The organism is Streptomyces sp. NPDC104761, assembly GCF_055583445.1.
Map to the genome: position 1 here is coordinate 290724 of NZ_JBVJNZ010000007.1, position 24536 is coordinate 315259.

The following is a 24536-nucleotide window of genomic DNA, read 5'->3' on the forward strand; positions in this document are numbered from 1 at the left end:
CACAGAAGCCGACCAGACGGGTACATACGTCCGCATGACAGCCGAGCGAACCGCCTTCACCGTGCCGACAGCCACCTACCGACTCCAGCTCCAGCCCGGCTTCCCCTTCTCGGCCGCCCAAGCCGCCGTGCCGTACCTCGCCTCGCTCGGCGTCTCCCACCTCCACCTCTCCCCCGTCCTGGAGGCCGTCCCCGGCTCCACGCACGGGTACGACGTCGTCGACCACGCGCGCGTGCGCGAGGAGCTCGGCGGCGAGGAGGGGCTGCGGGCACTCGCCCGCACCGCGCGGGAGCACGGCCTCGGCCTCGTCGTGGACATCGTGCCGAACCACATGGCGATGTCCCCCCGGCACAACCACGCCCTGTGGGAGGTGCTCCGGGAGGGTCCGAAGTCGCCGTACGCGCGCTGGTTCGACATCGACTGGGAGGCGCAGGGCGGGCAGCTGCTGGTGCCGGTGCTGGGCGGCCCGGTCGGCGAGGTGCTGGAGCAGCTGGCGGTCGACGGGGACGTGCTGCGCTATCACGAACACGCCTTCCCGCTCCGCGACGGCACCGCGGACCTGCCGCTGCCGGAGCTGCTGGACGCCCAGTGGTACCGCCCGGTGTGGTGGCGGCTGGCCCGGACCGAACTGAACTACCGCCGGTTCTTCAGCATCTCGGAGCTGATCGGGGTGCGGGTGGAGGACCCGGAGGTGTTCGAGGCCACCCACGCCAAGATCCTCCAGCTGCTGCACGAGGGCGTGGTGGACGGGCTGCGCGTCGACCATCCCGACGGCCTCGCCGACCCCGACGGCTACCTCGCGCGGCTGCACGAGGCGACCGGCGGGCGCTGGACGGTGGTGGAGAAGATCCTGGCCGACGGCGAGCGCCTGCCGGCCGGGTGGGCGGTCGCCGGGACCACCGGGTACGACGCCCTGCGGCACGTGGACGGCGTGTTCACGGATCCCGTGGGCGCCGCTGAACTGCTCGGTGACTACCGGAGCTTCGCGGCCCCGCAGACGGACCGGGGCGGCGACTGGGCGGCCACGGTGCGGCGGGCGGCGTACCACGTGATCACGATCGAGCTGGCGACCGAGACGGACCGGCTGACGCGGGCGGCCACGCGCGTGTGCGCGACGTCGCCGGATCCCGCGCTGCGCGACCGGGCGCCCTGGGCGCTGCGCGCCGCGCTGCAGGAGCTGCTGGTGCGGATGCGGGTGTACCGGCCGTACGCCTCCGGCGACGTGGCCGCCGTGGTCACCGCGGAGGCCGCCGAGGAGGCCCGGCGGGCCTTCGTGGTGCCCGCGGAGGGCGGGGCGGTGGACGTGGTGCGCGGGCTGCTCCTGGCGGGGGACGGGCCGGGGGTCGCGGAGTTCCGGACGCGGTTCGCGCAGACCGCTTCGGCGCTGCGGGCCAAGTCCGTGGAGGACACGGCGTTCTACCGCTACGTGCCGCTGCTGTCGGCGACCGAGGTGGGCGGGGACCCCGGCGCCCCCGGCGTCACCCCCGACGCCTTTCACGCGTACTGCGCGCGCGTGCAGCGCGACTGGCCGCTCACGGGGACCGTGGTGACGACGCACGACACCAAGCGCAGTGCCGACGTGCGGGCCGCCCTGGCGGTGCTGACGGAGTGCCCGCAGCGCTGGGCGGGCGTGCTGGCCGAGGTGACCCGCGACGAAGCGGGGGTGCCGGACGCGCAGCTGGCCTGGGCGGCCTGGCAGACGGTGTTCGGGCTCGGCCCGGCGGATCCGGAGCGGGTCCGGGGGGCGCTGGTGAAGCACGTGCGGGAGGCGGGCCTGTACACGAGCTGGACGGAGCAGGAGCCGCCGTACGAGGAGGCGGTGGTGTCGTTCGTCGCGGCGGGGCCGTGCGGGGCGCCAGGAGAGCGCGTGGCGGCCTTCCGGGCCGCGCTGGAGCCGCATGTGCGGGCGAACGTGCTGGGGACGGCCCTGGTGCACCTGACGATGCCGGGGGTGCCGGACGTCTACCAGGGCACGGAGGGCGAGTACCGGGCGCTGGTGGACCCGGACAACCGGCGGCCGGTCGCCTTCCCGCCGGAACACCCGGGCGAGAAGGACGCGGTGACGGCGGCGGCGCTGCGGCTGCGGGCGCGGCGCCCGGACGTCTTCGGCGGCACGGCGACGTACACGCCGCTGGCCGCCGAGGGGCCGGCCGCGGCGCACTGCCTTGCGTTCGCGCGCTCCGGGGAGGCGGTCACGGCGGTGACCCGGCTGTCGCTGCGGCTGGCCGACGCGGGCGGCTGGCGGGACACGGTCCTGCCGCTGCCGCCGGGCCGGTGGGCCGACGTGCTGGCGCCGGGGCGGGAGTTCACGGGGCACGCGCGCGTGGGCGAGCTCTTCGAGGGGTTGCCCGTGGCGCTGCTGGAGCGGGTGGAGGACGAGGGCTGACGGGAATCGGCACCAGAATTCACTCGTACGAGTGAAGATGTGGCTGATCCGTCGGTTTGCTGAAACTCGCCGGGCGCCGACCGCGTCGGTTATCGGCGCGCGGAGCCGTTCCGCGCCCCGTAGTGGCTTCGCACGCCGGTCGGCGCCCATCAGCCCCACCGGCCGACGGCACGTGCCTCCGGGCGCCCCCTGGAGCCTCCCCCGGGAGGTTCTTGACAGTTCACCTATGCCGTGCGGGACTGGGGAATGCGAAGCCGGGCGGACAAGTCGGGGGTGAGTCTCCTGCCGGAGCTGCGTTACCCCAGTGTTCCCGAACTCGTCGCCACCGCCCGGGCGCTGGCCGCGCACCGGCCCGGCCTGTGCACGTTGCGGCAGATCGGCGTCTCCCGCGCGGGCAGACCGCTGCACCTGCTGTCCGTCGGACACGCCCGGCGGGCGGTCCTGGTGGTCGCGGGTGCCCACGCCAACGAGCCGACCGGGGGCGGCACCCTCCAGGTGCTGGCCGAACGGGTGCTGAACGAGCGGGAGCTGCGGGCCGAGAACTCCTGGCACTTCCTGCTCTGCGCGGACCCGGACGGGGCGAGCCTGCACGTCACCCCGGCCCCGCGCAGCCTTTTCGACTACCACCTCGGCTTCTACCGGCCGGCGGGCCCGGAGCAGCCGGAGTGGTCCCCGTCGGTGCTGCCGCCGGACCGGCTGCCGCCCGAGACCCGGGCCCTGCTCGGGGTGATCGACGAACTGCGCCCCTACCTCCAGGTGACCCTGCACGGCACCGATCTGGGCGGCAGCTGGGTGCAGCTGACGAGGGACGTGCCGGGGCTCGCCGAACCGTTCGCCAAGTCCGCGGCGGAGCTGCACATCCCGGTGGAGACGGGCGCCTCGGACGCCGCGGGCTGGCCGCACTCCGGGCCCGGGGTGCGGGTGATGCCGGGTCCGGAGACGGGGGTGGCGTACCCGAGCATGCCGGACGACGCACGGCACAGCACCTGGTACCACGCGCACCGGTACGGCGGTCTCACCGCGGTGGTCGAGGTGCCGATGTGGGCGAGCGACCTGGTCGACGACCCGGCGCCGCACCCGGCCCCCGCGGCGGCGATGCGGCGGCTGGCGCTCCGGCTGCTGCGGGACTCGCGGGAGGTGGAGCGGGTGCTGGCCGAGGCGCTGCCCAGGCTGGACGGTCCGAGCGGCCTGGACGGGCCGCTGCTGCGGGCCGCCCGGTGGGCGCTGGGGCTGATCCCCGGGCTGGCCGAGGACTGGATCCGGCGCCCGCCGGTCGACACCACGATGGCGTACGTCGGCAGCGTGGACGCCTTCGGGCGGCGGCTGCCGTTGCGGGCCGCGTCGATGCTGCTGCGGGTGCTGCGGGAGGCGGACGACCGCGCGGCACCGCGGCTGGAGGAACTGGTGGCCTCCTGGTGCGAGGCCTACGGCGAGCGTTTCCAGGCCCGCTGGGTGCCGCTGGAGCGTCAGGTGGAGCATCAGTCCAGGACGGTGCTGGCGGCCGCGCAGCACGCACGTGAGCAGGCGGCGTGAGGCCCGCTCCCGGGGCCTGGCCCCGGGGGCCGCACGCCGCCCGCGGGCTCAGTCGTCGAGGGCGAAGACCGGTCCGGTCCTGGCCGCCATCTGGCAGGCGTTCGGGAACGTCTCGCGGTACTCGATCGGCCTGCCGTTCCACTGCCCGCGCGCCTGGGCGGTCACCGGGGCGTAGACCATCGGGCACATCGCGTCCTTGGCCGGGGTGATGCGGGCGATGTCACCGCCCGTCGCGGCGAGTTCGGCACAGGCCTCGGCCGCGCGCGAGTACCCCTGGGGCGGGTCGCACAGCAGGACGGCGCCGTGCGCGTCGCCCGACTGGTTCTCGCCCTGGGTGACGGTCAGGTACAGGTAGTCGCCTCCGCGCGTCGCGGCCGGCGCGGCCTGGGCCGGGCCGGCGGCGAGGAGGGCGGCCGCGGCCAGCAGGGCACCGCAGGCCGCTGTCGCTTTGCTGAGATGTGTCATTCCCCGTGCATCGGCACGACGGGCGCGCTTCCCCAGTCCGGCTCACCCGATCGGGCCGCCACGCGCGCGTGGCGGCGTGCCAGTTCGAAGGCGCTCAGGACCACCCGCGTCTGGTACTCGGCCTGGCGCGCGACCGGGATCCAGCGCGCGCCGAGGGCGTCGTGGTAGTCCGCGCACCAGGTGTCGATCAGCCGGTCCAGGTCGGGCAGGGCGGCGGCCGGGTCGTGGCCGCTGCTGCGCAGCAGCTGGTGCAGCATCCCGGCGGTGCGCAGGGCCAGCCGGCGCCCGGCGATGCGCAGGGCGGCCAGGTGGGCGGAGCTGAGCGGGGGCAGCGGGCGGGCGCTGCCGGCGTCCGTGTCGGGGTCCCAGGCGTCCGCGAGGCCGGGGCGCACCAGCAGGTAGTCGTCGACCGGCGCGAGCAGCCGGGCCGCGTCCGGCGCCGCGGACAGCTGCGGCCTGACCCGGGCCAGGACGCCGTCCAGGAGCTCCGTGTCGCGCCGCAGGGTCCGGCTGACCGAGCGCAGCGCCGCGTCCCGGTCGGCGGGCGGTGTGCCGTCCTGGACGGCCGCCACGCCCCACATGGGCGCCTCGACGATGGCGGTGACGGTGCCGTGCCGGTGCGGGTGGAACCAGGTGGACTCGACGGCTGCCTCGGTGATGGCGGCCGCCAGGCCGCCCCGGCGGGGCGGCGGGACGCGGTAGACGGCCGGGCCCAGGGTGGGCCAGTACAGGGTGTCGTAGGCGCCGAGTTCGCGGGGGATGCCGAGCCGGGTCGCGGTGTGCGCGAGGCGCCGGTCGAGGCCGGGCAGCTCGCGGGTCAGCTCGACGAAGCCGCCGCCGACGTCGACGCCGTGCAGCGAGCACTGGAGGAAGGGCCGCAGCTCGTCCTGGAGGCCGAGCAGGGCCCTGGTCTCGGGCAGCGCGGCGGCGGCCGCCCCGTCGGGCAGCCACTCGGGCTGCTCCAGGAAGCCGGGCCGGAAGAAGTTCCGGAAGTAGTGGCCCAGGGTGTACGGCCCGGCCAGCCAGCCCTCGTTGCGCCGTGCGCCGTCGGGGTCCAGGCACAGCAGCAGGTTCCAGGTGACGTCGGCGTCCTCGGTGAGCCTCGGGTCGGCGAGGAGCCGGTCGGCGAGGCGGAGCACGGTGGCGCCGCCGACGGGTTCGTTGGCGTGCGGGCCCGCGACGACGAGGACGTGGCGGGTGCCGTGACCGATGGAAAGCAGCCACATCGGGGTGCCCGCGCGGGAGGTCCCGGCCCGGCGCAGCCGGGCGTCCCGGGGGCGGTCGGCGACCAGTGCGGCCGCCCGCGCGGCGAGCTCGTCCACGGACGGGTAGCGGAGGAGGGACGGCAGGTCACACCTCCACAGAGCGGCGCCGTCGATTCACATGGTGTACACGCTTCACGCACAGTCAGTCACGACTTGCGGGGTACGTCAACACCGCGACGGACAATCGCTTTTCGGCCAACGCGCGGGACACGGCCGGCCGAGCGGCGGACGGGCCCGCGGTTCAGCCGCTCGCGAGCCGGAACGCCACGCGGCCGAACGCGACCTGGTCGCCCTCGCGGACGACGGCGGCGCCGGTCACCCGGCGGCCGTTGACGGTCGTGCCGTTGGTGGAGCCGAGGTCCCTGAGGACCCACAGGCCGCCCTGGCGGCGGAGTTCGGCGTGCACCCGCGAGACGGTCTCGTGGTTGAGCCGCAGCCCGTTGGCGGGGTCGCGGCCGATGCGCAGCGGATGGCCGTTGCCCGGATGCGGAAGCAGCAGCTTGGGCAGCCGCTCGGCCTGCCAGGCCCGGCGCAGCCGTACGGTGAAGCCGGAGACGGCCTCGACGGTGCCGAAGAGCAGGCGCGCGAAGCGGTTCTCCTGCGGCAGGTCGGCGGTGAGCGCGGCGAGTTCGTCGGCGCGGCGGGCGGCGAGCGCCAGCTCCATGCGGCGCACGAACGTGTCGTGCGACAGCCGTCCCATGGCGACGCCGTCACGCAGCACGCTCAGTACCTTGTCGCGCTCCGCGTCGGACAGCCTCGCGGGGTAGGTGTGGAACTCGAAGGACGACGTCACGCTGCCGATTCTGGGTCAGTGAACCCCGGGTGTCCAGAAAACGGGGAAACGGCCGTCACGCGCGCGTAGGGACGGCGACACCCGTTCCGCAAAGCCGCAATTCAAAGCGGATTGATCTCTTTTCACGGCACGATGGACGTACTACCTCACGATGAGCCAGACGAAGGGGACCGTCCGTGCAGTTCGAGGTGTGGGCACCGCAGGCAGACCGCGTGACGCTCCATTGCGACGGCGCCACGCGCGCGTTGGAGCGCGACCCGGACCGGTCCGGGTGGTGGACCGGGGAGGCGGCCGCCGAGGACGGCACCCGCTACGGGTTCGCGCTGGACGACGGCCCGGTGCTGCCCGACCCGCGCTCCCGCCGCCAGCCGGACGGGCCCGACGGGCTGAGCGCGGTCGTCGACCACGAGCGCCACGAGTGGCGGGCCGACTGGCCGGGGCGGGCGCTGCCCGGCGCGGTCCTCTACGAGCTGCACGTGGGCACGTACACCCCCGAGGGCACCCTGGACGCGGCCGCGGCCCGCCTCGGCCACCTGCGGGAACTGGGGGTCACACACGTGGAGTTGATGCCACTGTGCCCGTTCCCCGGGCGGCACGGCTGGGGGTACGAGGGCGTCTCGCTGTGGGCGGTGCACGAGCCGTACGGCGGCCCCGAGTCGCTGAAACGCTTTGTCGACCGGGCCCACGAACTCGGTCTGGGTGTCGTCCTGGACGTCGTGCACAACCACCTCGGCCCCTCCGGCAACTACCTGCCCGCGTTCGGGCCCTACTTCACGGACGCGCACCAGACGCCCTGGGGCTCGGCGGTGAACCTGGACGCGCCCGGATCGGACGAGGTGCGCGCGTACCTGGTGGGCAGCGCGCTGGCCTGGCTGCGCGACTACCGGATCGACGGGCTCCGCCTGGACGCGGTGCACGCCCTGTGCGACACGCGCGCGTGCCACTTCCTGGAGGAACTGTCGTCCGCCGTGGCCGGCCTGGCGGCCGAGTCGGGCCGGCCGCTGTTCCTCATCGGCGAGTCCGACCTGAACGACCCGCGGGTCATCACCCCGCGCGCGGAGCACGGGTTCGGCCTGGACGCGCAGTGGAACGACGACTTCCACCACGCCCTGCACGCCGCGCTGACCGGCGAGTCCCAGGGCTACTACGCCGACTTCGCCCGCGCCCCGTTCGCTGCCCTCGCCAAGACGCTCACCGGCGGCTACTTCCACGACGGCACGTACTCCAGCTTCCGCGGCCGCCGGCACGGCCGCCCGCTGGACCGCGCGCGGGTGGCCGGGCACCGGCTGCTCGGCTACACCCAGACCCACGACCAGGTCGGCAACCGCGCCCAGGGCGACCGGCTCTCCGCGGCCCTCTCCCCCGGCCTGCTGGCCTGCGCGGCCACGCTGAGCCTGACCGCGCCCTTCACGCCGATGCTGTTCATGGGCGAGGAGTGGGCGGCCGGCACCCCCTGGCAGTTCTTCACCGACCACACGGACCCGGACCTGGCGGAGGCCGTACGGCGGGGCAGGCGGCGGGAGTTCGCGGCGCACGGGTGGGCCGAGGAGGACGTGCCCGACCCGCAGGACCCCGCCACCCGGGACCGCTCCTGCCTGGACTGGTCGGAGCCGGAACGCGAGCCGCACGCGCGCGTGCTGGCCTGGTACCGCCGCCTGCTGGCGTTGCGCCGCGAGCAGCCGGACCTCACCGATCCCGATCTCGCCGACACCAAGGTGGCGTACGACGAGGCGGCACGCTGGCTGGCGTTCCGGCGCGGGGACGTGCGGGTGGCGGTGAACCTGGGCAAGGAGCCGGCCGAGATCCCGCTCGGCACCGGGCGGGTGGAGGTCCTGGCCGCGTGGGACACCACGGCGGCACCGGACCCGGACGGGGTGCTGCGGGTGCCGGGCGAGTCGTGCGTGGTGCTCACCCTGGCCTGACCGCGGCTCGGCCCGGACCCGGGGCTGCGGGCGTCCCGCTACAGCTCCTCGTCGTCCTCGGTGCCCTCGGTGTCCTCGCGCAGCTCCGTCACCCTTTCCAGCAGGATCGTCTCCCAGGCGCGCCGGAGTTGGGTGCGCAGCAGCGGCAGGGGGCTGTCGTCGCGGCCTTCGAGGCGGTCGGTGAGGCGGATGACGGTGTCGCAGCGGGCCAGCCACAGGCCGCGCAGACAGGGTCGGGCGCCGTAGCCGGCGAGGGTGGCCGCGCGGACGGCCGCGCCGGAGCCGACCGCGAGGGCGAGCCCGCCGATGTCCTCGGCGGGGTCACCGACCGCCGCGTCGGTCCAGTCGAGGACGCCGCGCACCCTGCCGTCGGCGCTGACCACCAGGTGCTCGCCCCTGAGGTCGTGGTGGACCAGCACGGCGGTACCGGCCTGGGCGGCGAGCTGTGCGGCGCCCGGCGGGGTCAGCTGGAGCAGCCGGGACGGGTCGAACTCGTCGGCGGCGGCGAGCCGTTCGGCGGCGGGCACCGCCATCCTGCGCAGCGCCTCCAGGGAACGCGGCGGGGTGCGCGGCACGCCGAGCGTCTCGGCCTGCCGTACCGGAACCTCGCGGAGCCCGGTGAGCAGACCGGCCAGGTCCGCCTCGCCCACCGCGGAGACGTCGTGCTCCTCGGCCGTGCCCCCCGGGATGACGGTGTCCAGCGTGTACGTCAGTCCCGGTGCCCACTCGCCGTGCGCCACGCCGGCCGGGACCGCGACCGGCAGGTGCGGCCGCATCAGGTCGCGCAGCCGCAGTTCGCGGCGCTGGCGGACGGAGGCCTCCCGGTCCGGGGCGAGGCGCAGAACGTGCCGGGTGCCGACCCACCAGGTGAAGTGTTCACCGCCCTCCGCGACGGGCCGCACCTCGGGGCCCGGGGCGCCGTCCGCGCTCTCCTTGAGCAGTGAACGGACCAGCTTGCGGACGGTGTCCGCGGTGGGAGTCGGTGCCTGGGTCATGGATCGCGCCGTTGCCGTTCGGGATGGGTGGGGGCGGGCGGATGGTTCCGGGGCCGGGTCGGTCAGCCCACGACGACCATCTCGCGGGTGGTGTTGTTGAAACGACGGCCGCCTTCCGCGGTCACCGTGACGATGTCCTCGATCCGCACGCCGAAGCGGCCGGGCAGGTAGATGCCGGGCTCCACGGAGAAGCACATCCCGGGCACCAGCGGCTGCTCCTCGCCCTCGATCATGTACGGCGGCTCGTGCGTGGTGACGCCGATGCCGTGGCCGGTGCGATGGATGAAGAACTCGCCGTACCCGGCGTCGGCGATGACCGCGCGGGCGGCCCGGTCGACCTCCTGGCAGGCGACACCGGGGCGTACGGCCCGGAAGCCGGCCTCCTGGGCGGCGCGCACGATGTCGTGCACCTCGCGTTCCTCCGCGGACGGCGGGCCCACGTGCACGGTGCGGGTGGTGTCGGAGCCGTAGCCGTCCTTGAGGCCGCCGAAGTCGAGGACGACCATGTCGCCGTCCTGGATGACCCGGTCGCCGACCTCGTGGTGCGGGTTGGCGCCGTTGGGCCCTGAGCCGACGATGGTGAAGTCGACCTGTTCGTGGCCGAAGCGGCGCAGCAGGTCGGCGAGGTCGTGGCCGACGTCGGACTCGCGGCGGCCGGCGAAGGGAACCTTGCGGATCTCCTCGAACGTCGCGTCGGCGGCCGCTCCGGCGGCGGCGAGGAGTTCGAGCTCGGCCGCGTCCTTGACGGCGCGGAGCATGGGGAGCGCGTCGGTGAGCGAGGCGTAGGAGGTGTCGGGGAGTGTCCGCTGCAGGCCGAGCAGGTGCATGGCCCAGGCGTTGTCGCTGATACCGAAGCGGCCGTCCTTGGCGAGCAGGCCGGCGGCCACCGCGTAGGGGTCGGTGCCGTCGGTCCAGTCCCGCAGGCTCAGCACGGCCGCGCCGTCGGCCTTCTCGGCGTCGGGGGCCTCCAGGGTGGGGACGACCAGCACGGGGTCCCTGCCGGGGGCCAGGACGAGGAGGGTGAGCCGCTCGGTGACCGCGGTGGGGGTGTAGCCGGTGAGCCACACCATGTCGGGGCCGGGGGCGATCAGGAGGCCGGCGAGCCCGGCGTCCGCCGCGGTGTGCGCCGCTCGCGTCATGCGGGACTTGTAGTCGTCGGCGGTGAAGGGGGCGGCGGCGGTGCCGGTCATCCAGGGCCTCCTTGCGCGGGTGAGGGTGCCTCCGGGAGCATCCTGCCGGGTGCGGCGTGGCCGCGCGAGCCGGTTCGGGCAGAGCCGCCCTCGCGGATTGCGGTGGTGCCGCCGGTACAGGTGTGGGGGGACCGATCGCGCCCACGCGGCGGAGCCGCATCTCGATGCCGCCCCGCGCCCCCGACCCGGTCACGTCACGACGCCGGGAACTACCGTCAGCTGCTGATAACCACCGCTCGCGTGCCGGACCGTGAGCTTGGCCTCCTTGCCCGGACGGGCGTGGGCCACTGCCCTGACCAGGTCGGCCGCGCTGTCGATGCGGGTGTCGCCGAACTGGAGCAGCACGTCGCCCCTGACCAGCCCCGCCGTGTAGCCCGGGCCCGGCACGTGGACGCCCGTCACCAGCGCGCCCACCTTCTCGGCGTCCACGGCCTCCAGGCCCAGGGTCGAGGCGGCCGTCGGCGTGGGTGTGGGGGTGGCCGGGGGTGCGGGGTGCGGTGTCGGCGGCGGGGTGTGCTGCCGCAGTTCGGCCAGCCTGCTCATGCCGATCACCGTGGCGCCCACCGTGCCGAGGCCGACCCCGGACAGCACCAGGACGGTGCCGACGAACGCTCCGAACAGCAGGGTCCTGAGGTGGCGGCCGCGCCGGCGCGCGGCGTGCGGGCGGCGGGCCGGGTCGGGTGGGGGGCTGTCCCCGCGCTCCTGACCGGGGATCGGCTTGGGACGCAATGCGGTCTGTTCCATGGTTCGCCTCCACCCCGAGCTCTACCCGGCGCACGCGGGCGCGACGAGACACGAACGAGTGAGACTGACCCTGCGTCAACGGCGGGAAGGCTCAGCCCTCGCCCACGCCGCGGGCTCCGTCGAGCAGGTCTGCCACCAGGTCCGCCGCCGCTCCCGCGGGGGTCCCGCCGTACACCAGTTCCACGCGGTGGACGAGGCGCGGTGCGGTGACGGGGACCGCGACCGTGCCGGGGACCCCGGTGGCCGTGCGCAGGGGAAGCAGGGTGAGGCCGTGGCCGGCGGCGGTCAGGGCGGTGAGGGTGCGGACGTCGGAGCCGTCGTAGCGCAGGGCCGGGCGGAAGGCGCCGCCGCCGGTCGCGGTGCGCAGCCGGCTCAGCGGCGGGGCCGCGTCCGGTGCGTCGAGCCAGCGGGCGTCGGCGAGGTCCGCGAGGCGCAGGCCGGGGCGGCGGGCGAGCGGGTGCCCGGCGGGGAGCAGGACGGCGACGGGTTCCTCGCCGACGCCGTGCGTGGTCAGGGGGGCCACGTCGGGCAGCGGCAGCGGGTCGCTGGGGGCGGCGAGTCCGTCGAGCAGGCCCAGGTCGGCGGTGCCGGTGGCGACGGCGGCCGGGATCTCGTCGCGGGGCAGGACGCGCAGGGTGACGCCGGCGGCGGGGAGCGCGGCGAGGACCGTGGGGCCGAGTGCCGTCGGGGTGGCGGCAAGGGTCAAACCGGGTGCGGGCGCGGCGGCCAGCCGCACGACGTCGGCGCGGGCCGCCTCCAGACGCAGCAGCAGCGGTCTCGCGTGTTCCAGGAGGCGTTCACCGGCCGCCGTCGGGGTCACCGGGCGGCGGGTGAGCAGGGGCGCGCCGAGGTCCTGTTCGAGGGCGGCGACGTGCTGGGAGACCGCGGACTGGGTGTATCCCAGCTCGCGCGCGGCCTCGGAGAAGGAGGCGAGACGGGCGACGCTGACGTAGGTGCGCAGGAGGTGCGGGTCCATGGCGCACAGGATCGCAGGATCACATCAGCGATGCTTATCGAGAGTGCATCGATCATCGTTGGACGCGAACCGGAGCGCGCGCCCAGGATGGGCCCATGACGAACTCCGCAGCTCGGAGCGCCACGATCGCCCTGGTCGGGGACCGCTCCCCCAACGTCGTGTCGCACACCCGGATCCCGCTCCTCCTCGACGCCCTCGCCCGGCACGACCGGCTGGTCCTCGACGCCTACTGGATCCCCTCCGAGGACGCCCAGGCCGCGGACGCGGTGCGCGGTTTCGACGCGGTGTGGGTGCTGCCGGGCAGCCCGTACCGCAGCGAGGCGGGCGTACTGCGCGCGATCCGCACCGCCCGCGAGGAGGGCATCCCCTTCCTGGGCACCTGCGGGGGTTTCCAGCACGCGCTCCTGGAGTACGCCCGCGACGTCTGCGGCCTGCCCCTGGTCGCGCACGCCGAGAACGACCCCGACGCCGAGGACCTCCTGATCGAGCCGCTGGCCTGCTCTCTGGTCGGTCACGAGGCCGCGGTGCGCATCGAACCCGGCACGCTGGCCGAGTCGGCGATCGGCTCCGGGCGCACGGTCGAGCGCTACTTCTGCTCGTACGGCCCCTCCCGCCACCTCGACACCCTGCGCGCCCACGGGCTCCGGCTGTCGGGCCACGACGAGGACGGCCACGTCCGCGTCGCCGAACTGCCCGGCCATCCCTTCTTCCTGGCCACGCTCTTCCAGCCGGAGCTGTCGGGCGACGGCTCGCGCCCGCATCCGGTGATCCGGGCACTGGCCCGGGCAGCGGTCGCGCACGCCGGCGAGCGGGTGCGCGCGTCGGCGTGAGGCCGAGCCCCCGCCGTCCGGCTCCCCTCCGGCCGTGCTGTTCAGCGGCCGAGACGCGTCCGCACCATGTTCACCATGGCGTCGACTTCGCCGATGCGCAGCACGCGTGCGAGGAGGACGAACAGAGCGATCAGTACGGTCGCTCCCGCGGCGAGTGCCGCGACCGCGGCAACGGCGGGGGCGTGCACCGCTGTCATCAGCCAGGCGGCGACCGATCCGGCCGCCAGGGACGCGGGAAGGGCGGCCCCGACGAGACGGGCGTAGGTCCGCACGACCCGGCGGCCGTCGAGGTCGCCGCCGAGTCGGTCGCGGAGCCGTTTCCAGGCGACGCCGACGCCGATGACGTAGGCCAGGCCGTAGGTGAGGGCCATGCCGGTCACGGCCCACCGCGCGGGGAGAAGGAGATGGGCGGCGAAGGATCCGGCGGCGTTCACGAGCGCGACGACGAGGGTGTTGAAGAAGGGCGTCCGGGTGTCTTCGTAGGCGTAGAACCCGCGCAGCAGCACGTACTGCACCGAGTAGGGGATCAGCCCCAGGGCGAAGGCCATCAGGACGAAGCCGATGTTGCGGGCGCCTTCCTCACCGGCTCCGGCGTAGAGCAGCTGGATCAGCGGCACCCCGAGAGCGAGGAACGCGAAAGCACAGGGGACGATGGCGACCGCTGAAGTACGCAGGCCCTGTGAGATGTCGTCCCGGACTGCTCCGTGGTCGCCGTCGGCGGCTGCGCGGGCGATGCGGGGAAGAACGGCTGTCATCACGGAGACGGTGATGATGGCCTGCGGCATCTGCCACAGGAGGAGCGCGTAGTTGTAGGCGGTGATGCCGGTGCCGGGGTGTCCGCTCTTCTCCGCGGCCGCGCCGGCCGCGGTGGCGAGGCGCGTCACCACGACCATGCCCGCCTGGTTGACGAGCACGAACAGGAAGGTCCATTTCGCCAGGCCGAGAGCCTTCCCGAGACCATGGCCACGCCAGTCGAAGCGGAGGCGGATCCGGAATCCCGAGTCGCGCAGGTAGGGGACCATGGCCAGTGCCTGGACCGCCAGCCCCAGAAGGGTGCCGACACCGAGCAGCCGTACTCCCTGCGGTGTGATCGTCGATGCCGAGATTCCCGAGCGGGAGGCCGTGCCGAAAACCCAGGCGAACGACCCGAAGGCGGCGATGATCAGGATGTTGTTCAGGACGGGCGTCCACATCATGGCGCCGAACCGCCCCCGCGCGTTCAGGATCTGGCCCATCACCACGTGAATCCCCATGAAGAACATGGTGGGCAGGCAGTAGCGGGCGAAGGCGACCGCGACCCGCATCTGGTCGGGGTGAGCGGCCATCGAGGGCGACATGACGCGGATGAACTCCGGCGCCGCGACGACACATATCAGGGTCGCGGAGCCGAGGAACGTGACGACCAGGGTGATGAGACGGTTGGCGTAGGCGGCACCTCCGTCGGAGTCCTCCTTCATCGACCGCACCAGCTGCGGGATGAAGACCGCGTTGAGGGCTCCTCCGCCGACCAGCACGTAGATCATGGTGGGGAGCGTGTTGGCCACCTGGTAGGTGTCGTTGAGCGTTCCCACACCCAGCGCGGCCCCCATGACCAGAGTGCGCAGAAAACCGGTCAGGCGTGAGACCAGGGTTCCGGCCGCCATCACAGCGCTGGACTTCATGAGGCCGGGAGACTCGCCGGCGCCGGAGCTTCCGCCCGGCGCCGGAATTGCCTCGGTCGCGACAGAGTTCACGCCCGCGGCGGAGCCGGGCACCCGGCGGATCCGGAGCGTCTCGAAGTCGCGGGCGGCCGTGCGGCTGCCGTCGCCTTCAGCATCCATGCGTGATCCATCGCTCCCTGTCTCCGGCCTGCACGACGAACACGCCACCCTACCGGCGGGACGGCAGGAGGGACGGTCCTGCCGAGGCCGTCCCGCGCCGGGCCACGCCGCTCCCCGTCGTCGTCGGACTCCGTTGTGAGTGGCGGCCGTTACGTTCCGTGACACGACCGATCACTGCCTGCGGCTGCTCCGGCAGCACCGCCGCCTGGCCGAACACGCGGCGTTTCCGTTCGACTTCGACCTGGCGCAGGCCGAGCGGGCCCGGGGTCTGCGCGCCTCCCTCCGGCAGGTACCCGCGCGACGCGCGCCGTCAGCCGACCGGAAGCACCGGAGCGAGCGGGAGGCGGTCCGGGACGAAGCCGTGGGCCCGGCGGGCGAGGTGGTCCGCCTTGTAGCGGTCGACGTGCCGGTGCCAGTTGAGGATGCCGGCCATCCAGTTCTGCAGGTCGCGGACATAGGCGTCCATGGCCGCACGCGCCTCGGCGGGCAGCTCGAAGTCGTCGTACACGACCGGTAGTTCGCTCGCGACCACGTGTTCGAACTGCTGCATCCGCTGCGTCATCAGGTCGTGGACGACGTGGAGTGCGGTCGGGTAGTCGACGCCGAAGAAGTTCTGCACGACGAGGACGGCGTTGTGCAGCTCCCCCTCGTACTGGATCTCCTTCTGGTAGGAGAAGACGTCGTTGACGAGCATGCCGTAGTCGATGGCGGCGTTCTCCAGGGAGCGCACCGGGCCGCTGCGGTACACCTCCGGGGGAATCGCGGGGCCGTGGCCGCGGCGGGCCAGGCTCAGGGTGAGGTCCGATCCGAAGGTGGAGCGGCGCATCTCCAGGTAGTCGACGGGGTCGGGGATGCGGTGCTGGAGCTGGTTGGACAGCTCCCAGAGCCAGCTCTCGGTCATCATGTCGACGGACCGTTTGAGGGCCAGCCGGTCCTCGGGGCCCATCCCGGCGGTGGTGCGGGCCCACAGGTCGACGAGGCCGCGTTCCATGCCGGTGACCGGTACCGGGACGGGTTCGTCGGCGAGGGGCATGCAGGCGGAGAGGCGGGCCGTGGCGAGCCGGGCGCCGGCCAGGTCGCGGCGGGTGCCGAAGCAGAGCGGGTAGTAGTCGTCGGCATAGGTACCCCAGGCCAGCCATCGGGCGCTGAGGTCGAGTTCCCCGGGGCCGGCGTCGGGGTCGAGTCCCGCGGCGCAGAGCACGAGGTCGGAGGCGGCGAGCCGGTCCTCGTCCCAGACGCCCTCGGACAGCATGCCGGTGCCGTGCATCCAGGCGGTCAGCCGGGGCCGGGCGGCGTCGAGGTGCGGGTTGAGCTCGACCTCGTACGGCATGTGGAAGTCGGGCAGGAGGGAGGGGCCGACCTGCTGGAAGGGCACATGGGTGTAGGCGCGCAGGCGCTCGGCAGCCGCCGCGGCCAGTAGGGCGCCGACGTCCGCGGCGGAGGTGCCGGGGCCGGTGAGCCGCTGCCAGGGCGAGGTGGGAACGGCGCCCTGGTTCATGTAGCGGCTGGAGCGCAGGTGCCATTCGTGGCCGCCGGACTGCCAGTCCTGCAGGCCCTTGGTGTAGGCGGCGATCGCGGCCGCCTGGTCGGGGCTGAGGCCCTTCTCGGCGGCGAGGGCCGGGACTTCGGTGAGGGCGGTGTGCTCGAACTGGTGGAGCCGGGAGGTGAGGATGTCGTTGACCGCGTCCGCGGCCTCCTGGGTCGTGCAGTCGAAGAAGGTCTCCAGGACCAGGACGCCGTTGCTGTTCTCGCCCTCGTCCTCCACCTCGCGCTGGTAGGAGAACAGGTCGTTGCGCAGGTGCACGGCGTCCGCGAAGGTCTCCATGAGCACCCTGAGCGGCCGCGAGCCGGAGACGACGGCGGGCACCTCGGCGGTCGCGTACTCCACCAGCCCCGCCGACCAGGGGGCGCCGCCGACCTTGCGGCGCATCTCGATGTACTCGACGGGGTTGGCGATCCGCCCCTCGTTGATGTTGGACAGCTCCCACATCGACTCGTTCAGCAGGTGCTCGGTGGCGACCGAGAAGCGCCGCCGCCAGTCGACCGACATCGACGGCACCGTGCGCGCCCACAGGTCGGCGAGGCCCGCCTCGACGGGGTTCTGCGGCTCCGGTACCGGCGTCGCCGGGTCGAGCGGCATGAACAGCGGGAGCCGGTCGAGGTGGGCCTTGCCCGCGGCGCGGTCCTGGGTGCGCTTGTACATGTCGAGGAAGTGGTCGTCGAAGAAGAACACCCACACGTACCAGTCGGTGATCAGCGACAGGGCGGGGCCGTCGCAGTCGGGGTGGGTGTAACCGCACAGCAGGCCGTAGTCGTGTGCCTCCAGGTCGGCCTGGGTCCAGATCCCGGACCCCTCCAGCATGCCCATCTCGCGGGCCCACTCGGTGGAATGGGCCCGGGCCTCCTCCAGGTGCGGGTTGAGCCGCGCGGGATACGGCATGTAGAAATGCGGGAGTTCGAACGGCTGCGTCATGGCCGGGGCCCTACCCGCGCGCCACAAGGGCCATCCACCGCACGGCACATGATCACACCATCGCGTGAACCGGCGTGGATTCCGCGCACGGCCTCCTTTGCAGCATGCCCCGGCGCCTGCGGGCTCCTTCGCCCGGCCGTACCGTCTTGCCCGGCCCCGCCGCACGGGTCACCGTGGTCGCATGACCCTCTCCGCCGGCGGCGGTGAAGCCCCACCCGTACCCGATGTGTTCGATCCACGCCGGTACGCGGTCGCCGTGCCGTACGCCGACTACCGCGTCCTGCGCGACCACCACCCGGTGTCCTGGCAGCGGGAGCCGGAGGTGCTGGGGTGGCCGGCCGGACCGGGGTTCTGGGCGGTGGCCCGGCACGCGGACGTGGTGCGGGTGCTCAAGGACCCGGGGACGTACTCGTCACGGCTCGGCGCGACCCAGATCCGGGATCCGGACCCGGAGGACCTGCCGTTCATCCGGCGCATGATGCTCAACCAGGATCCGCCGCAGCACGGGCGGCTGCGGCGGACGGTGAGCCGGGCCTTCACTCCGGGACGGATCGAGCGGTTCGGGGCGGTGGTGCGGGAGCGGGCGCGGACCCTCTTCGCCCGGGCGCTGGCGACGGCCCGGGCGGGGGACGGCACGGTGGACCTGGTCGCCGCCGTCACCGACGAGTACGCGCTGCTCAACCTCGCCGATCTGCTGGGTGTCCCGGAGAGCGACCGGGGCCTGCTGCTGCACTGGACGCGGCGGGTGATCGGCTACCAGGACCCGGACGAGGCCGGCCCCGGGGTGCTCGACGGCGAGGGCAGGCCGGTGAATCCGCGGTCGCCCGCGATGCTCAGGGACATGTTCGGGTACGCCCGGCAACTCGCCGCGCACAAGCGCCGGCACCCGGCCGACGACGTCATGACGGCGCTCGCCCACGACCCGGAACTCGCCGACGGCGAACTGGAGATGTTCTTCTTCCTGCTGACCGTCGCGGGCAACGACACGGTGCGCTCGGCCGCCCCCGGCGGACTGCTGGCGCTGGCCGAACACCCGGAGTCCTACCGCCTGTTGCGTGCGGGAAGGATCGCCCCGGACAGCGCGGTGGACGAGCTGCTGCGCTGGCATCCCCCCGTGCTGACCTTCCGCCGTACCGCCACGCGGGACACCGAGCTGGGCGGTCGGCGCATGCGGAGGGGCGACAAGGTGGTCGTGCTGCACGCCTCGGCCAACCGCGACGAGCGGGCCTTCACCGGGCCCGACCGCCTCGACCTCACCCGGGCGCCGAACCCGCACGTGTCCTTCGGGGACGGGCCGCACGTCTGCCTGGGAGCCCACTTCGCCCGGCTCCAGCTGCGCACGCTCTACGCGCAGGCACCGGCCGTCCTGGAGCCGGCCGGTCCCGCCGGACGGCTCGTGTCCAACTTCATCAACGGACTCAAGTCGCTGCCGATGCACCTGGGTTGACCTGGATCAGGGCATGGGTGCCGGCCGTGCGCCAGCGCGCCCCCTCGGCCGCGTCCAGGGCCGCCTCGGTGTCCGCGGAGAGCCCGGTGACCACATCGGACTTGAGGGTGCGCAGCGCTGCCACCGGACCCGGGAACCAGGCGGTGACGTCGGCGAAGGGTGTGGTCGGCGGCCAGAGCCGGTCGCCCACCAGACGGCGGTAGTTGAGGTCGCCCTTGAAAATCGTCAGCGTGGCGGAGGCGAACTCGGCGCGCAGGTCGCCGGGCATCTCGGCGTACGGCAGCGGGGCGCAGGAGAAGGGGTGGGCGCGCACGGTGAGGCGGCCGTCGGCCATCGCCGACCAGAGGGTACGGCCGTAGCCGGCGGCGGCGCCCGGGGCCGCGGTGAGCCTGCGCAGGGCGTCGAGCACGTCGGCGGTGGTGGCGTCGGAGACGTAGTAGGGGCAGGGCTTGACGTGCAGGAAGGCGCGGGCGATGCGGTGCGTGTCCAGGAGATGGGCGATCAGCAGCAGGTCGGGGACGAGTTCGCGGCCCGCGTTGTCGGCGACCAGGCACAGGGTGCCGCCGCCCTGGAGCAGCGGCCACAGGGCGGCGCTGTCGTCGGCGACCAGGGCGGCGACGGCCTCGCCGGACTCGGCGGCGGAGAGCCGGAAGCCGAGGTCGGCGCGGTTGCCCCACAGGGAGCCGTGCAGCAGGGCCCGGTCCGGGTCATCGCCGAGGTCGTCGAGTGCGGCCAGCTCCTCGTCCGTCTCCTTGGCGTCGAGTTCGGCGAGCTTGGAGGGGCGGAAGGGGTCGATGCCCTGCCAGGGGCCGGGGCCGAAGTAGCCGACGGCGTCCAGGAGCCTGCGGTAGAAGTAGCTCTCCGACCACAGCCACGGCACGTCGAACCAGGACCGGCCGGTGTGGGCGTCCAGGCCCCAGTCGCGCCAGTCGCTCGCGTCGGCGGGCAGCGGTTCGATGACGCCCTCGGTGCAGTTGTGCAGCAGCGCGTCCAGGGCGCGGTGCTGCTCGGGGCCGTACGGGAAGGCGTCCCGCACCTGGCGGATGATCGCGGGGTGTCGTTCGGCCAGCACGCTGTGCGGGAACGGGCCGGTGGTGCCGAGGATCACGGGCGGTGCGGCGGAGTCGGGCATGAGCGCCACGCTATCGCGCGGGCCGACCGGCTCCGCCGCACCGCACAGCACCTGTCAGGCGGTTCTGATCTCGCGCTCCAGCTGGGTGGCGAGGGTCAGGTAACGGGCCCGCCGGTGCACCGGGACCAGGCTGCGGATCATCAGGTACCACATCTCGGCGACCCTGCGCGGCAGCCGCCCCACCGGCTCCAGGTTGCGGCCGGCGACCCGGGTGCCGACGAAGAAGCAGACCAGGGAGTGCGCGACCGCGCCGACGTCTATGTCCGGGTGTATGTCGGACTCCTTCACGGCGCCCGTGAGTTTGCGGGTGGCGAACTCCAGCCACTCGGTGAACGGGTGCCTGAGCGGCGGCCGCACGGTGACGTCCGCGGTGGCGAGGCGCAGGCCGGCCCGCGGGATGGGGCCGTCCACGGAGAGCCGTGCGATCGCGAACGTGGTACGCATCAGGGCTTCCAGCGCGGAGTAGCCGCGGCTGTCCATCTCCCGCACCAGCTGGCCGGCGGTGCGGGACTGGAGTTCCATGATGGCGTGCGCCAGGTCCTCCTTGGCGGCGAAGTGGAAGTAGAGCGCCCCCTTGGTGACCTTCGCGTGTTCGACGATCTCGCTCAGGCTGGTGGATTCGTAGCCGTGCCGGTCGAAGAGGTCGGCGGCGGCCGTGATGATCGTGGCGCGGGTCTGCTCCGCGCGTAACTGCCTCGCCATCGACTCGACGCTCCTTCACGGCTTCGGTGCTGCACGGCTTCAACGACGTGTCGGCTGCCAAACCGACGGGGCATGCGGTTTGTTTTTTACCCCGTGCACACGATAGCTCACCGTGCGGCAACGGGAGGCATCTGTGCGGACCTGGTGACCGACACGGGCAAGTCGAGCGTGCGGCCCGTGAACACGGGCCCGCAGTGCAGGAACGCACCAGATCAGAACGCGCTCCTCCCTCGTCTTCGCGCCGGTTTCCGGAAGCGCCGCGGCCGGGCGGGCGGCCATCCGTGATCGCCACGATACGAGCCGCGCGGTTGGTTCTCAATGGCGCCCGGAAAGTCGGCAAACCGGACGATCCAGTCGGTGTCGCGCACTTCGACCGGCCCTGTGACCAACCGCGTTGAACGGCGCGGCGCCGATTTCCGTACTCAGTGCGGCAGAACCCCCTACCCGCACCCGCCGAGGAGACGTCCCGCATGACCCGGACGACCGCCCGCCTGAGAGTCGTGGGAGCCGCTGCCGCGGCCCCGCTCCTGCTCCTGTCGTGGGCGGCGGGTTCCGCCCGGGCACACGGCGCGCCCACCTATCCCGTGAGCCGGGCCTACGGATGCTCCCCGAGCGGCGGCAGTGCCGCGACGGCGGCCTGCAGGGCGGCGATCGCGGCGAGCGGGCAGAACTTCGTCGCGTGGGACGACGTGCGGGTGGCGGACGTGAACGGCCGGGACCGGCAGGTGATTCCGGACGGCAGGCTGTGCAGCGGCAACCTGCCGTCGTACAGGGGGCTCGACCTGGCGCGCGCGGACTGGCCTGCGACCGAACTGGCGCCGGGCGCCCGGATGACGATGACGTACACCGCGACGATCGCGCACTCCGGCACGTTCAGGCTGTATCTGACGAAGCCCGGCTACGACCCGGGGAAGCCGCTGACGTGGTCCGAGCTGTCCGCGCGGCCCTTCGCGGAGTTCAAGGACCCGCCGCTGACGAACGGCGCGTACCACTTCACCGCGGTGCTGCCCGCCGACCGGACGGGCCGTCAGGTGCTGTACACCGTCTGGCAGACCAGCAGCACGCCGGACACCTACTACTCGTGCTCCGACGTGGTGTTCGCGAAGAAGACGCCGCAGAAGGAGGCCGCGAAGGACGCGGCACAGGGCGGGCAGAAGGACGGCGGCGCGACCGCGGGCACGAAGCCACGACCGAGTACGACGCCGGCTCCCGGAGCCTCGAAGAGCGATCCCGCGCATGCCCGGCGGACGGCGGCGGCGACCCCGGTCGCCCCAACGACCGCAACCACCGCCGCCGACAGCACTCCGGTGGCCTCCGACACGGACCCCGGCTCGGGCCCGTCGGCGCCACTGATGGCGGGCGGCGCCGCGGCGGTGCTGGTGCTCACCGGCGGCGCCGCCCTGGCGTTGCGTCTGCGTCGACGCTGACGCCCTGTGCTACCGGGTCAGTTGACGAAGACGGCGGCGCCGTTGTCGCTGACCGGGGCGTACTTGGCGGTGAAGTAGCCGGCGGAGGGGCAGAGGATGGAGCCGGAGGACTTCGTGAACGCCTGGTTGCTGAAGGCGAGGCTGTTGTCGGTGTTGGAGCTGGTGCCGGACAGGCTCGGGGCCTGGTAGACGCAGGTGATGCTGCCCAGGAGGGTGGTCAGCTTCACCGTGGTCTGGATGGTCGACCCGCTCGGCGGGGTGACCGCGACCGTGCCGTCCGAGGAGACCGTGGTGGTGTACGGCAGGTTGTTGACCGTGATGCTGGAGACGCCGGTCACGCCGGTCACGTTGCTGGTGCAGTTGCTGAAGGTCTGCGCGCCGGCCGACTCGGTGGCGGTGCCGGGGGCGGCCGGGTTGTCGGCGACCGTCGCCGTGAAGGTCGAGGCCGCACAGGTGATGCCGCTGGTGCTGGTGGCGCTGGAGTAGAGGGTGGCGGTCGTGCCGCTGGCCAGTGACGCGCTGAGGGTGTCGCCGACCGCGACGGCGGTGCCGCCGGCGCTGCCCGTGGTGAGCACGGCGCCGTCGGCGGAGGCCGGAACGGTGGCCGCGACCGAGAGGGCGACGACGGTACCGGCGAGGGCGATGAGGGTTCGCGTACGCATGCGGGTTTGCCTCTTTCTTTGGGGGGTCCTGCGTGGGGTGAGGTGGGGGGTTCGAGGGCGCGAACGCAGCGCCGGCCGCTGCCGGCTCGTCACGCCTTCTCCGTACGTGACGGGCCGGCAACGGCGGTCGGGCCGGACACCGGCCGAAAGCCTGGGGGGGTTAGGCCTCCGGCCGGGCCGGTCAAAGGCGTACGGGTACGGCCCCTGGGGGGAAGCGACCGTGCCGACGCCGCTGAGCGGAGCGGTGATCGAAGAGGCCGGGAAGCGGTCGATGCCGCTCGGCGGATCCGGCGCCACGGATCCGAAGGAAACCAGGGAGAGTTGTAGACCTGATCGGTCGTCAACGTCAAGGCCGATCAAGGGAGTTGAGCAGTCGATCATGGGAATGCATGGTCGGAACATAATTGACGCGAATTCAACACCCTTTTTTCACAACTGTCTTGACCCTGAAAAGTAACCGCCGGTAACTTGCGGCTTGGCTACTGCTGCGTAACGAGAAAGCCCTTGCGCCCGCCGGGAGTTGTGAGGAGGCGTGCGCGGCAGCCGCTGTCCGCGCCAGGACAACGTGCCACTGAAGCCCAACCCGCGTGACTAATGCATGGGAGCAGACATGGCCGAGTCCCCGGACGTTCCGTCCGCCGACAACACGCCTGAGAGCCCGGGAAGCGGTTCTCTTTCCGAAACACCAGACTCCACCGGGGACACCGGAGGGGCGCCGAGACGGGGACGGGTCCGGGCCCGCCGGGCCGCCGTGATGGCCGTACCGGCCACGCTGGGCCTCGCCGGCCTCGCGGTCCTGACCGCGCAGGGAGCACTGGGGGTGTCGTTCTCCATCTCCGGCATGCCCTTCACGGTCACCGCCAAGTCGCTCGACGGCACCGGCTTCGAGCAGTTCGGCGCGCTCGACAGCATGGCCGACGGCAGCCCGAACGCCGGTGACACCGGCGGTCAGGTGCTGGTCGTCACCTCCGCGATCAAGAACGCGACCCTGGACAGCCTGTGCCAGAGCGTCGACCTCGGCGGCACCAACCTGCTCATCAAGGCGGGCAGCGGCTCCTCGAAGGTGCAGGCGACCGACCTGACCACCGACTCGACCGAGCTGTCGGGCGACGCGTCCTTCAACAACATCGAGATCGGCAACGACGCGAGCACCCTCACCAAGGCCGGGGTCAAGGGACCCATCGGCGTCTTCAGCCAGCAGGCCGACACCGTGCACATCGACAGCCTGCGGCAGACCAACTACGCGACCACCGCCGGGGTGTTCAAGCTTCCTGGCCTGAAACTCAGCTTCAGCGGCTCGGGTTGCTGATGTCCGGCACAGAAGACACTCCACCTGTGGGGTGGCGGCCCGCCTTCCGTCGTTGGCGGGCCCGTCGGCCGTTCTGGGGCGGGCTGCTGCTGACCCTGGGCGGCACGTGGATCCTGCTCACGGAGAAGGCCGCGCTGAAGGTCGTCATACACATCGGCATGCAGGGTCTGGTGGGCTACCTACTGCCGGTGATCATGGTGGTGTGCGGCCTGCTGACCCTCTTCAGCCCCGGACAGCGCCTCTTCTACTCCATCCTCGGCATCCTGTGCTCCCTGGGCACATGGGTCACCTCCAACCTGGGCGGTTTCTTCCTCGGCCTCGCGCTCGGGGCCGTCGGCAGCTGCATGATCTTCGGCTGGCTGCCGGACCAGGAGCCCCGGGTGAGCCGGCGCAGGCGGCGCAAGGCCGCGCGGGCGGCGGCGCAGGGGTTCGGTGAGGGTGCGGAAGCGGTCTGACACATGCGCG

At 73.2% G+C, this 24536-nt stretch carries 20 protein-coding genes; 8 read left to right on the forward strand and 12 right to left on the reverse strand.

Features of this window, described 5'->3' with window-relative positions:
- Nucleotides 1–34 precede the first annotated feature (34 nt).
- The gene (gene treY, locus ACZ63F_RS21205) at nucleotides 35–2386 is read left to right on the forward strand and encodes a malto-oligosyltrehalose synthase (protein ID WP_469712876.1); all 2352 of its coding nucleotides are present in this window, start codon (nucleotides 35–37) and stop codon (nucleotides 2384–2386) included.
- A 273-nt stretch (nucleotides 2387–2659) separates the two neighbouring features.
- Entirely contained in the window at nucleotides 2660–3919 is a 1260-nt protein-coding gene (locus ACZ63F_RS21210) for a M14 family zinc carboxypeptidase (RefSeq protein WP_469712878.1), read from the forward strand.
- A gap of 48 nt (nucleotides 3920–3967) precedes the next feature.
- On the opposite strand, the gene ACZ63F_RS21215 is transcribed toward ACZ63F_RS21210, so the two are convergent.
- The 3 genes from ACZ63F_RS21215 to ACZ63F_RS21225 form a co-directional block, all read right to left on the reverse strand.
- A complete protein-coding gene (locus tag ACZ63F_RS21215; RefSeq protein WP_469712879.1) occupies nucleotides 3968–4384 on the reverse strand; it encodes an SSI family serine proteinase inhibitor in 417 nt (138 codons plus the stop codon).
- Entirely contained in the window at nucleotides 4381–5706 is a 1326-nt protein-coding gene (locus tag ACZ63F_RS21220) for a M14 family zinc carboxypeptidase (protein WP_469712881.1), read from the reverse strand. The genes ACZ63F_RS21215 and ACZ63F_RS21220 overlap by 4 nt, the downstream gene beginning before the upstream one ends.
- Nucleotides 5707–5890: 184 nt before the next feature.
- Nucleotides 5891–6442 (reverse strand): FHA domain-containing protein, encoded by a 552-nt coding sequence (locus ACZ63F_RS21225; protein WP_469712883.1) that lies wholly within the window; start codon nucleotides 6440–6442, stop codon nucleotides 5891–5893.
- Nucleotides 6443–6618: 176 nt separating this feature from the next.
- Between ACZ63F_RS21225 and treZ the strand changes: the two genes are divergently transcribed.
- Nucleotides 6619–8364, forward strand: coding sequence for a malto-oligosyltrehalose trehalohydrolase (gene treZ, locus ACZ63F_RS21230; RefSeq protein ID WP_469712885.1), 1746 nt, complete (start codon nucleotides 6619–6621; stop codon nucleotides 8362–8364).
- A gap of 38 nt (nucleotides 8365–8402) precedes the next feature.
- On the opposite strand, the gene ACZ63F_RS21235 is transcribed toward treZ, so the two are convergent.
- From ACZ63F_RS21235 to ACZ63F_RS21250, 4 genes are all read right to left on the reverse strand, one after another.
- A complete protein-coding gene (locus ACZ63F_RS21235; RefSeq protein ID WP_469712887.1) occupies nucleotides 8403–9359 on the reverse strand; it encodes an aminoglycoside phosphotransferase family protein in 957 nt (318 codons plus the stop codon).
- Between the two features lie 62 nt (nucleotides 9360–9421).
- Nucleotides 9422–10549 carry an aminopeptidase P family protein gene (locus tag ACZ63F_RS21240; RefSeq protein ID WP_351961955.1) on the reverse strand — a complete coding sequence of 376 codons (1128 nt, stop codon included), beginning with the start codon at nucleotides 10547–10549 and terminating at the stop codon, nucleotides 9422–9424.
- A gap of 189 nt (nucleotides 10550–10738) precedes the next feature.
- The gene (locus ACZ63F_RS21245; RefSeq protein ID WP_469712889.1) at nucleotides 10739–11293 is read right to left on the reverse strand and encodes a PDZ domain-containing protein; all 555 of its coding nucleotides are present in this window, start codon (nucleotides 11291–11293) and stop codon (nucleotides 10739–10741) included.
- Between the two features lie 91 nt (nucleotides 11294–11384).
- Entirely contained in the window at nucleotides 11385–12269 is an 885-nt protein-coding gene (locus tag ACZ63F_RS21250) for a LysR family transcriptional regulator (protein WP_469712891.1), read from the reverse strand.
- A gap of 95 nt (nucleotides 12270–12364) precedes the next feature.
- Here ACZ63F_RS21250 and ACZ63F_RS21255 point away from each other — a divergent pair, with 95 nt between their 5' ends.
- A complete protein-coding gene (locus tag ACZ63F_RS21255; protein WP_469712894.1) occupies nucleotides 12365–13099 on the forward strand; it encodes a CTP synthase C-terminal region-related (seleno)protein in 735 nt (244 codons plus the stop codon).
- A gap of 41 nt (nucleotides 13100–13140) precedes the next feature.
- On the opposite strand, the gene murJ is transcribed toward ACZ63F_RS21255, so the two are convergent.
- Nucleotides 13141–14919, reverse strand: a complete 1779-nt coding sequence (murJ, locus tag ACZ63F_RS21260; protein WP_469712896.1) for a murein biosynthesis integral membrane protein MurJ — start codon at nucleotides 14917–14919, stop codon at nucleotides 13141–13143.
- A gap of 310 nt (nucleotides 14920–15229) precedes the next feature.
- Entirely contained in the window at nucleotides 15230–17392 is a 2163-nt protein-coding gene (gene cyc2, locus ACZ63F_RS21265; RefSeq protein ID WP_469712898.1) for a germacradienol/geosmin synthase Cyc2, read from the reverse strand.
- Nucleotides 17393–17573: 181 nt separating this feature from the next.
- Between cyc2 and ACZ63F_RS21270 the strand changes: the two genes are divergently transcribed.
- Complete coding sequence (locus ACZ63F_RS21270) at nucleotides 17574–18839, forward strand: cytochrome P450 (RefSeq protein ID WP_469712900.1); 1266 nt, start codon at nucleotides 17574–17576, stop codon at nucleotides 18837–18839.
- Here ACZ63F_RS21270 and ACZ63F_RS21275 read toward each other — a convergent pair.
- Nucleotides 18811–19971, reverse strand: coding sequence for a damage-control phosphatase ARMT1 family protein (locus ACZ63F_RS21275; RefSeq protein ID WP_469712901.1), 1161 nt, complete (start codon nucleotides 19969–19971; stop codon nucleotides 18811–18813). The two genes, ACZ63F_RS21270 and ACZ63F_RS21275, sit on opposite strands and share 29 nt — an antisense overlap.
- 54 nt (nucleotides 19972–20025) lie before the next feature.
- Nucleotides 20026–20673 (reverse strand): ScbR family autoregulator-binding transcription factor, encoded by a 648-nt coding sequence (locus ACZ63F_RS21280; protein WP_469712903.1) that lies wholly within the window; start codon nucleotides 20671–20673, stop codon nucleotides 20026–20028.
- 470 nt (nucleotides 20674–21143) lie between these two features.
- On the opposite strand from ACZ63F_RS21280, the gene ACZ63F_RS21285 reads away from it, so the two are divergent.
- The gene (locus tag ACZ63F_RS21285) at nucleotides 21144–22100 is read left to right on the forward strand and encodes a lytic polysaccharide monooxygenase auxiliary activity family 9 protein (RefSeq protein ID WP_469712904.1); all 957 of its coding nucleotides are present in this window, start codon (nucleotides 21144–21146) and stop codon (nucleotides 22098–22100) included.
- Between the two features lie 17 nt (nucleotides 22101–22117).
- On the opposite strand, the gene ACZ63F_RS21290 is transcribed toward ACZ63F_RS21285, so the two are convergent.
- Nucleotides 22118–22762, reverse strand: a complete 645-nt coding sequence (locus tag ACZ63F_RS21290) for a Tat pathway signal sequence domain protein (RefSeq protein WP_469712906.1) — start codon at nucleotides 22760–22762, stop codon at nucleotides 22118–22120.
- Nucleotides 22763–23372: 610 nt separating this feature from the next.
- Between ACZ63F_RS21290 and ACZ63F_RS21295 the strand changes: the two genes are divergently transcribed.
- Both ACZ63F_RS21295 and ACZ63F_RS21300 read left to right on the forward strand, forming a co-directional pair.
- Complete coding sequence (locus ACZ63F_RS21295) at nucleotides 23373–24071, forward strand: DUF6230 family protein (RefSeq protein WP_469712908.1); 699 nt, start codon at nucleotides 23373–23375, stop codon at nucleotides 24069–24071.
- A complete protein-coding gene (locus ACZ63F_RS21300; protein ID WP_469712909.1) occupies nucleotides 24071–24526 on the forward strand; it encodes a DUF6114 domain-containing protein in 456 nt (151 codons plus the stop codon). Before ACZ63F_RS21295 ends, ACZ63F_RS21300 begins: the two co-directional genes overlap by 1 nt.
- The last annotated feature ends 10 nt before the right edge of the window (nucleotides 24527–24536 follow it).

Coding starts and splice junctions, on each gene's coding strand:
- ACZ63F_RS21285 (WP_469712904.1), top strand. CDS start 21,144: ATGACCCGGACGACCGCCCGCCTGAGAGTCGTGGGAGCCGCTGCCGCG.
- murJ (WP_469712896.1), bottom strand. CDS start 14,919: ATGGATGCTGAAGGCGACGGCAGCCGCACGGCCGCCCGCGACTTCGAG.
- ACZ63F_RS21300 (WP_469712909.1), top strand. CDS start 24,071: ATGTCCGGCACAGAAGACACTCCACCTGTGGGGTGGCGGCCCGCCTTC.
- ACZ63F_RS21235 (WP_469712887.1), bottom strand. CDS start 9,359: ATGACCCAGGCACCGACTCCCACCGCGGACACCGTCCGCAAGCTGGTC.
- ACZ63F_RS21290 (WP_469712906.1), bottom strand. CDS start 22,762: ATGCGTACGCGAACCCTCATCGCCCTCGCCGGTACCGTCGTCGCCCTC.
- treY (WP_469712876.1), top strand. CDS start 35: ATGACAGCCGAGCGAACCGCCTTCACCGTGCCGACAGCCACCTACCGA.
- ACZ63F_RS21275 (WP_469712901.1), bottom strand. CDS start 19,971: ATGCCCGACTCCGCCGCACCGCCCGTGATCCTCGGCACCACCGGCCCG.
- ACZ63F_RS21270 (WP_469712900.1), top strand. CDS start 17,574: ATGACCCTCTCCGCCGGCGGCGGTGAAGCCCCACCCGTACCCGATGTG.
- ACZ63F_RS21240 (WP_351961955.1), bottom strand. CDS start 10,549: ATGACCGGCACCGCCGCCGCCCCCTTCACCGCCGACGACTACAAGTCC.
- ACZ63F_RS21295 (WP_469712908.1), top strand. CDS start 23,373: ATGGCCGAGTCCCCGGACGTTCCGTCCGCCGACAACACGCCTGAGAGC.
- ACZ63F_RS21280 (WP_469712903.1), bottom strand. CDS start 20,673: ATGGCGAGGCAGTTACGCGCGGAGCAGACCCGCGCCACGATCATCACG.
- cyc2 (WP_469712898.1), bottom strand. CDS start 17,392: ATGACGCAGCCGTTCGAACTCCCGCATTTCTACATGCCGTATCCCGCG.
- ACZ63F_RS21215 (WP_469712879.1), bottom strand. CDS start 4,384: ATGACACATCTCAGCAAAGCGACAGCGGCCTGCGGTGCCCTGCTGGCC.
- ACZ63F_RS21250 (WP_469712891.1), bottom strand. CDS start 12,269: ATGGACCCGCACCTCCTGCGCACCTACGTCAGCGTCGCCCGTCTCGCC.
- ACZ63F_RS21245 (WP_469712889.1), bottom strand. CDS start 11,293: ATGGAACAGACCGCATTGCGTCCCAAGCCGATCCCCGGTCAGGAGCGC.
- ACZ63F_RS21255 (WP_469712894.1), top strand. CDS start 12,365: ATGACGAACTCCGCAGCTCGGAGCGCCACGATCGCCCTGGTCGGGGAC.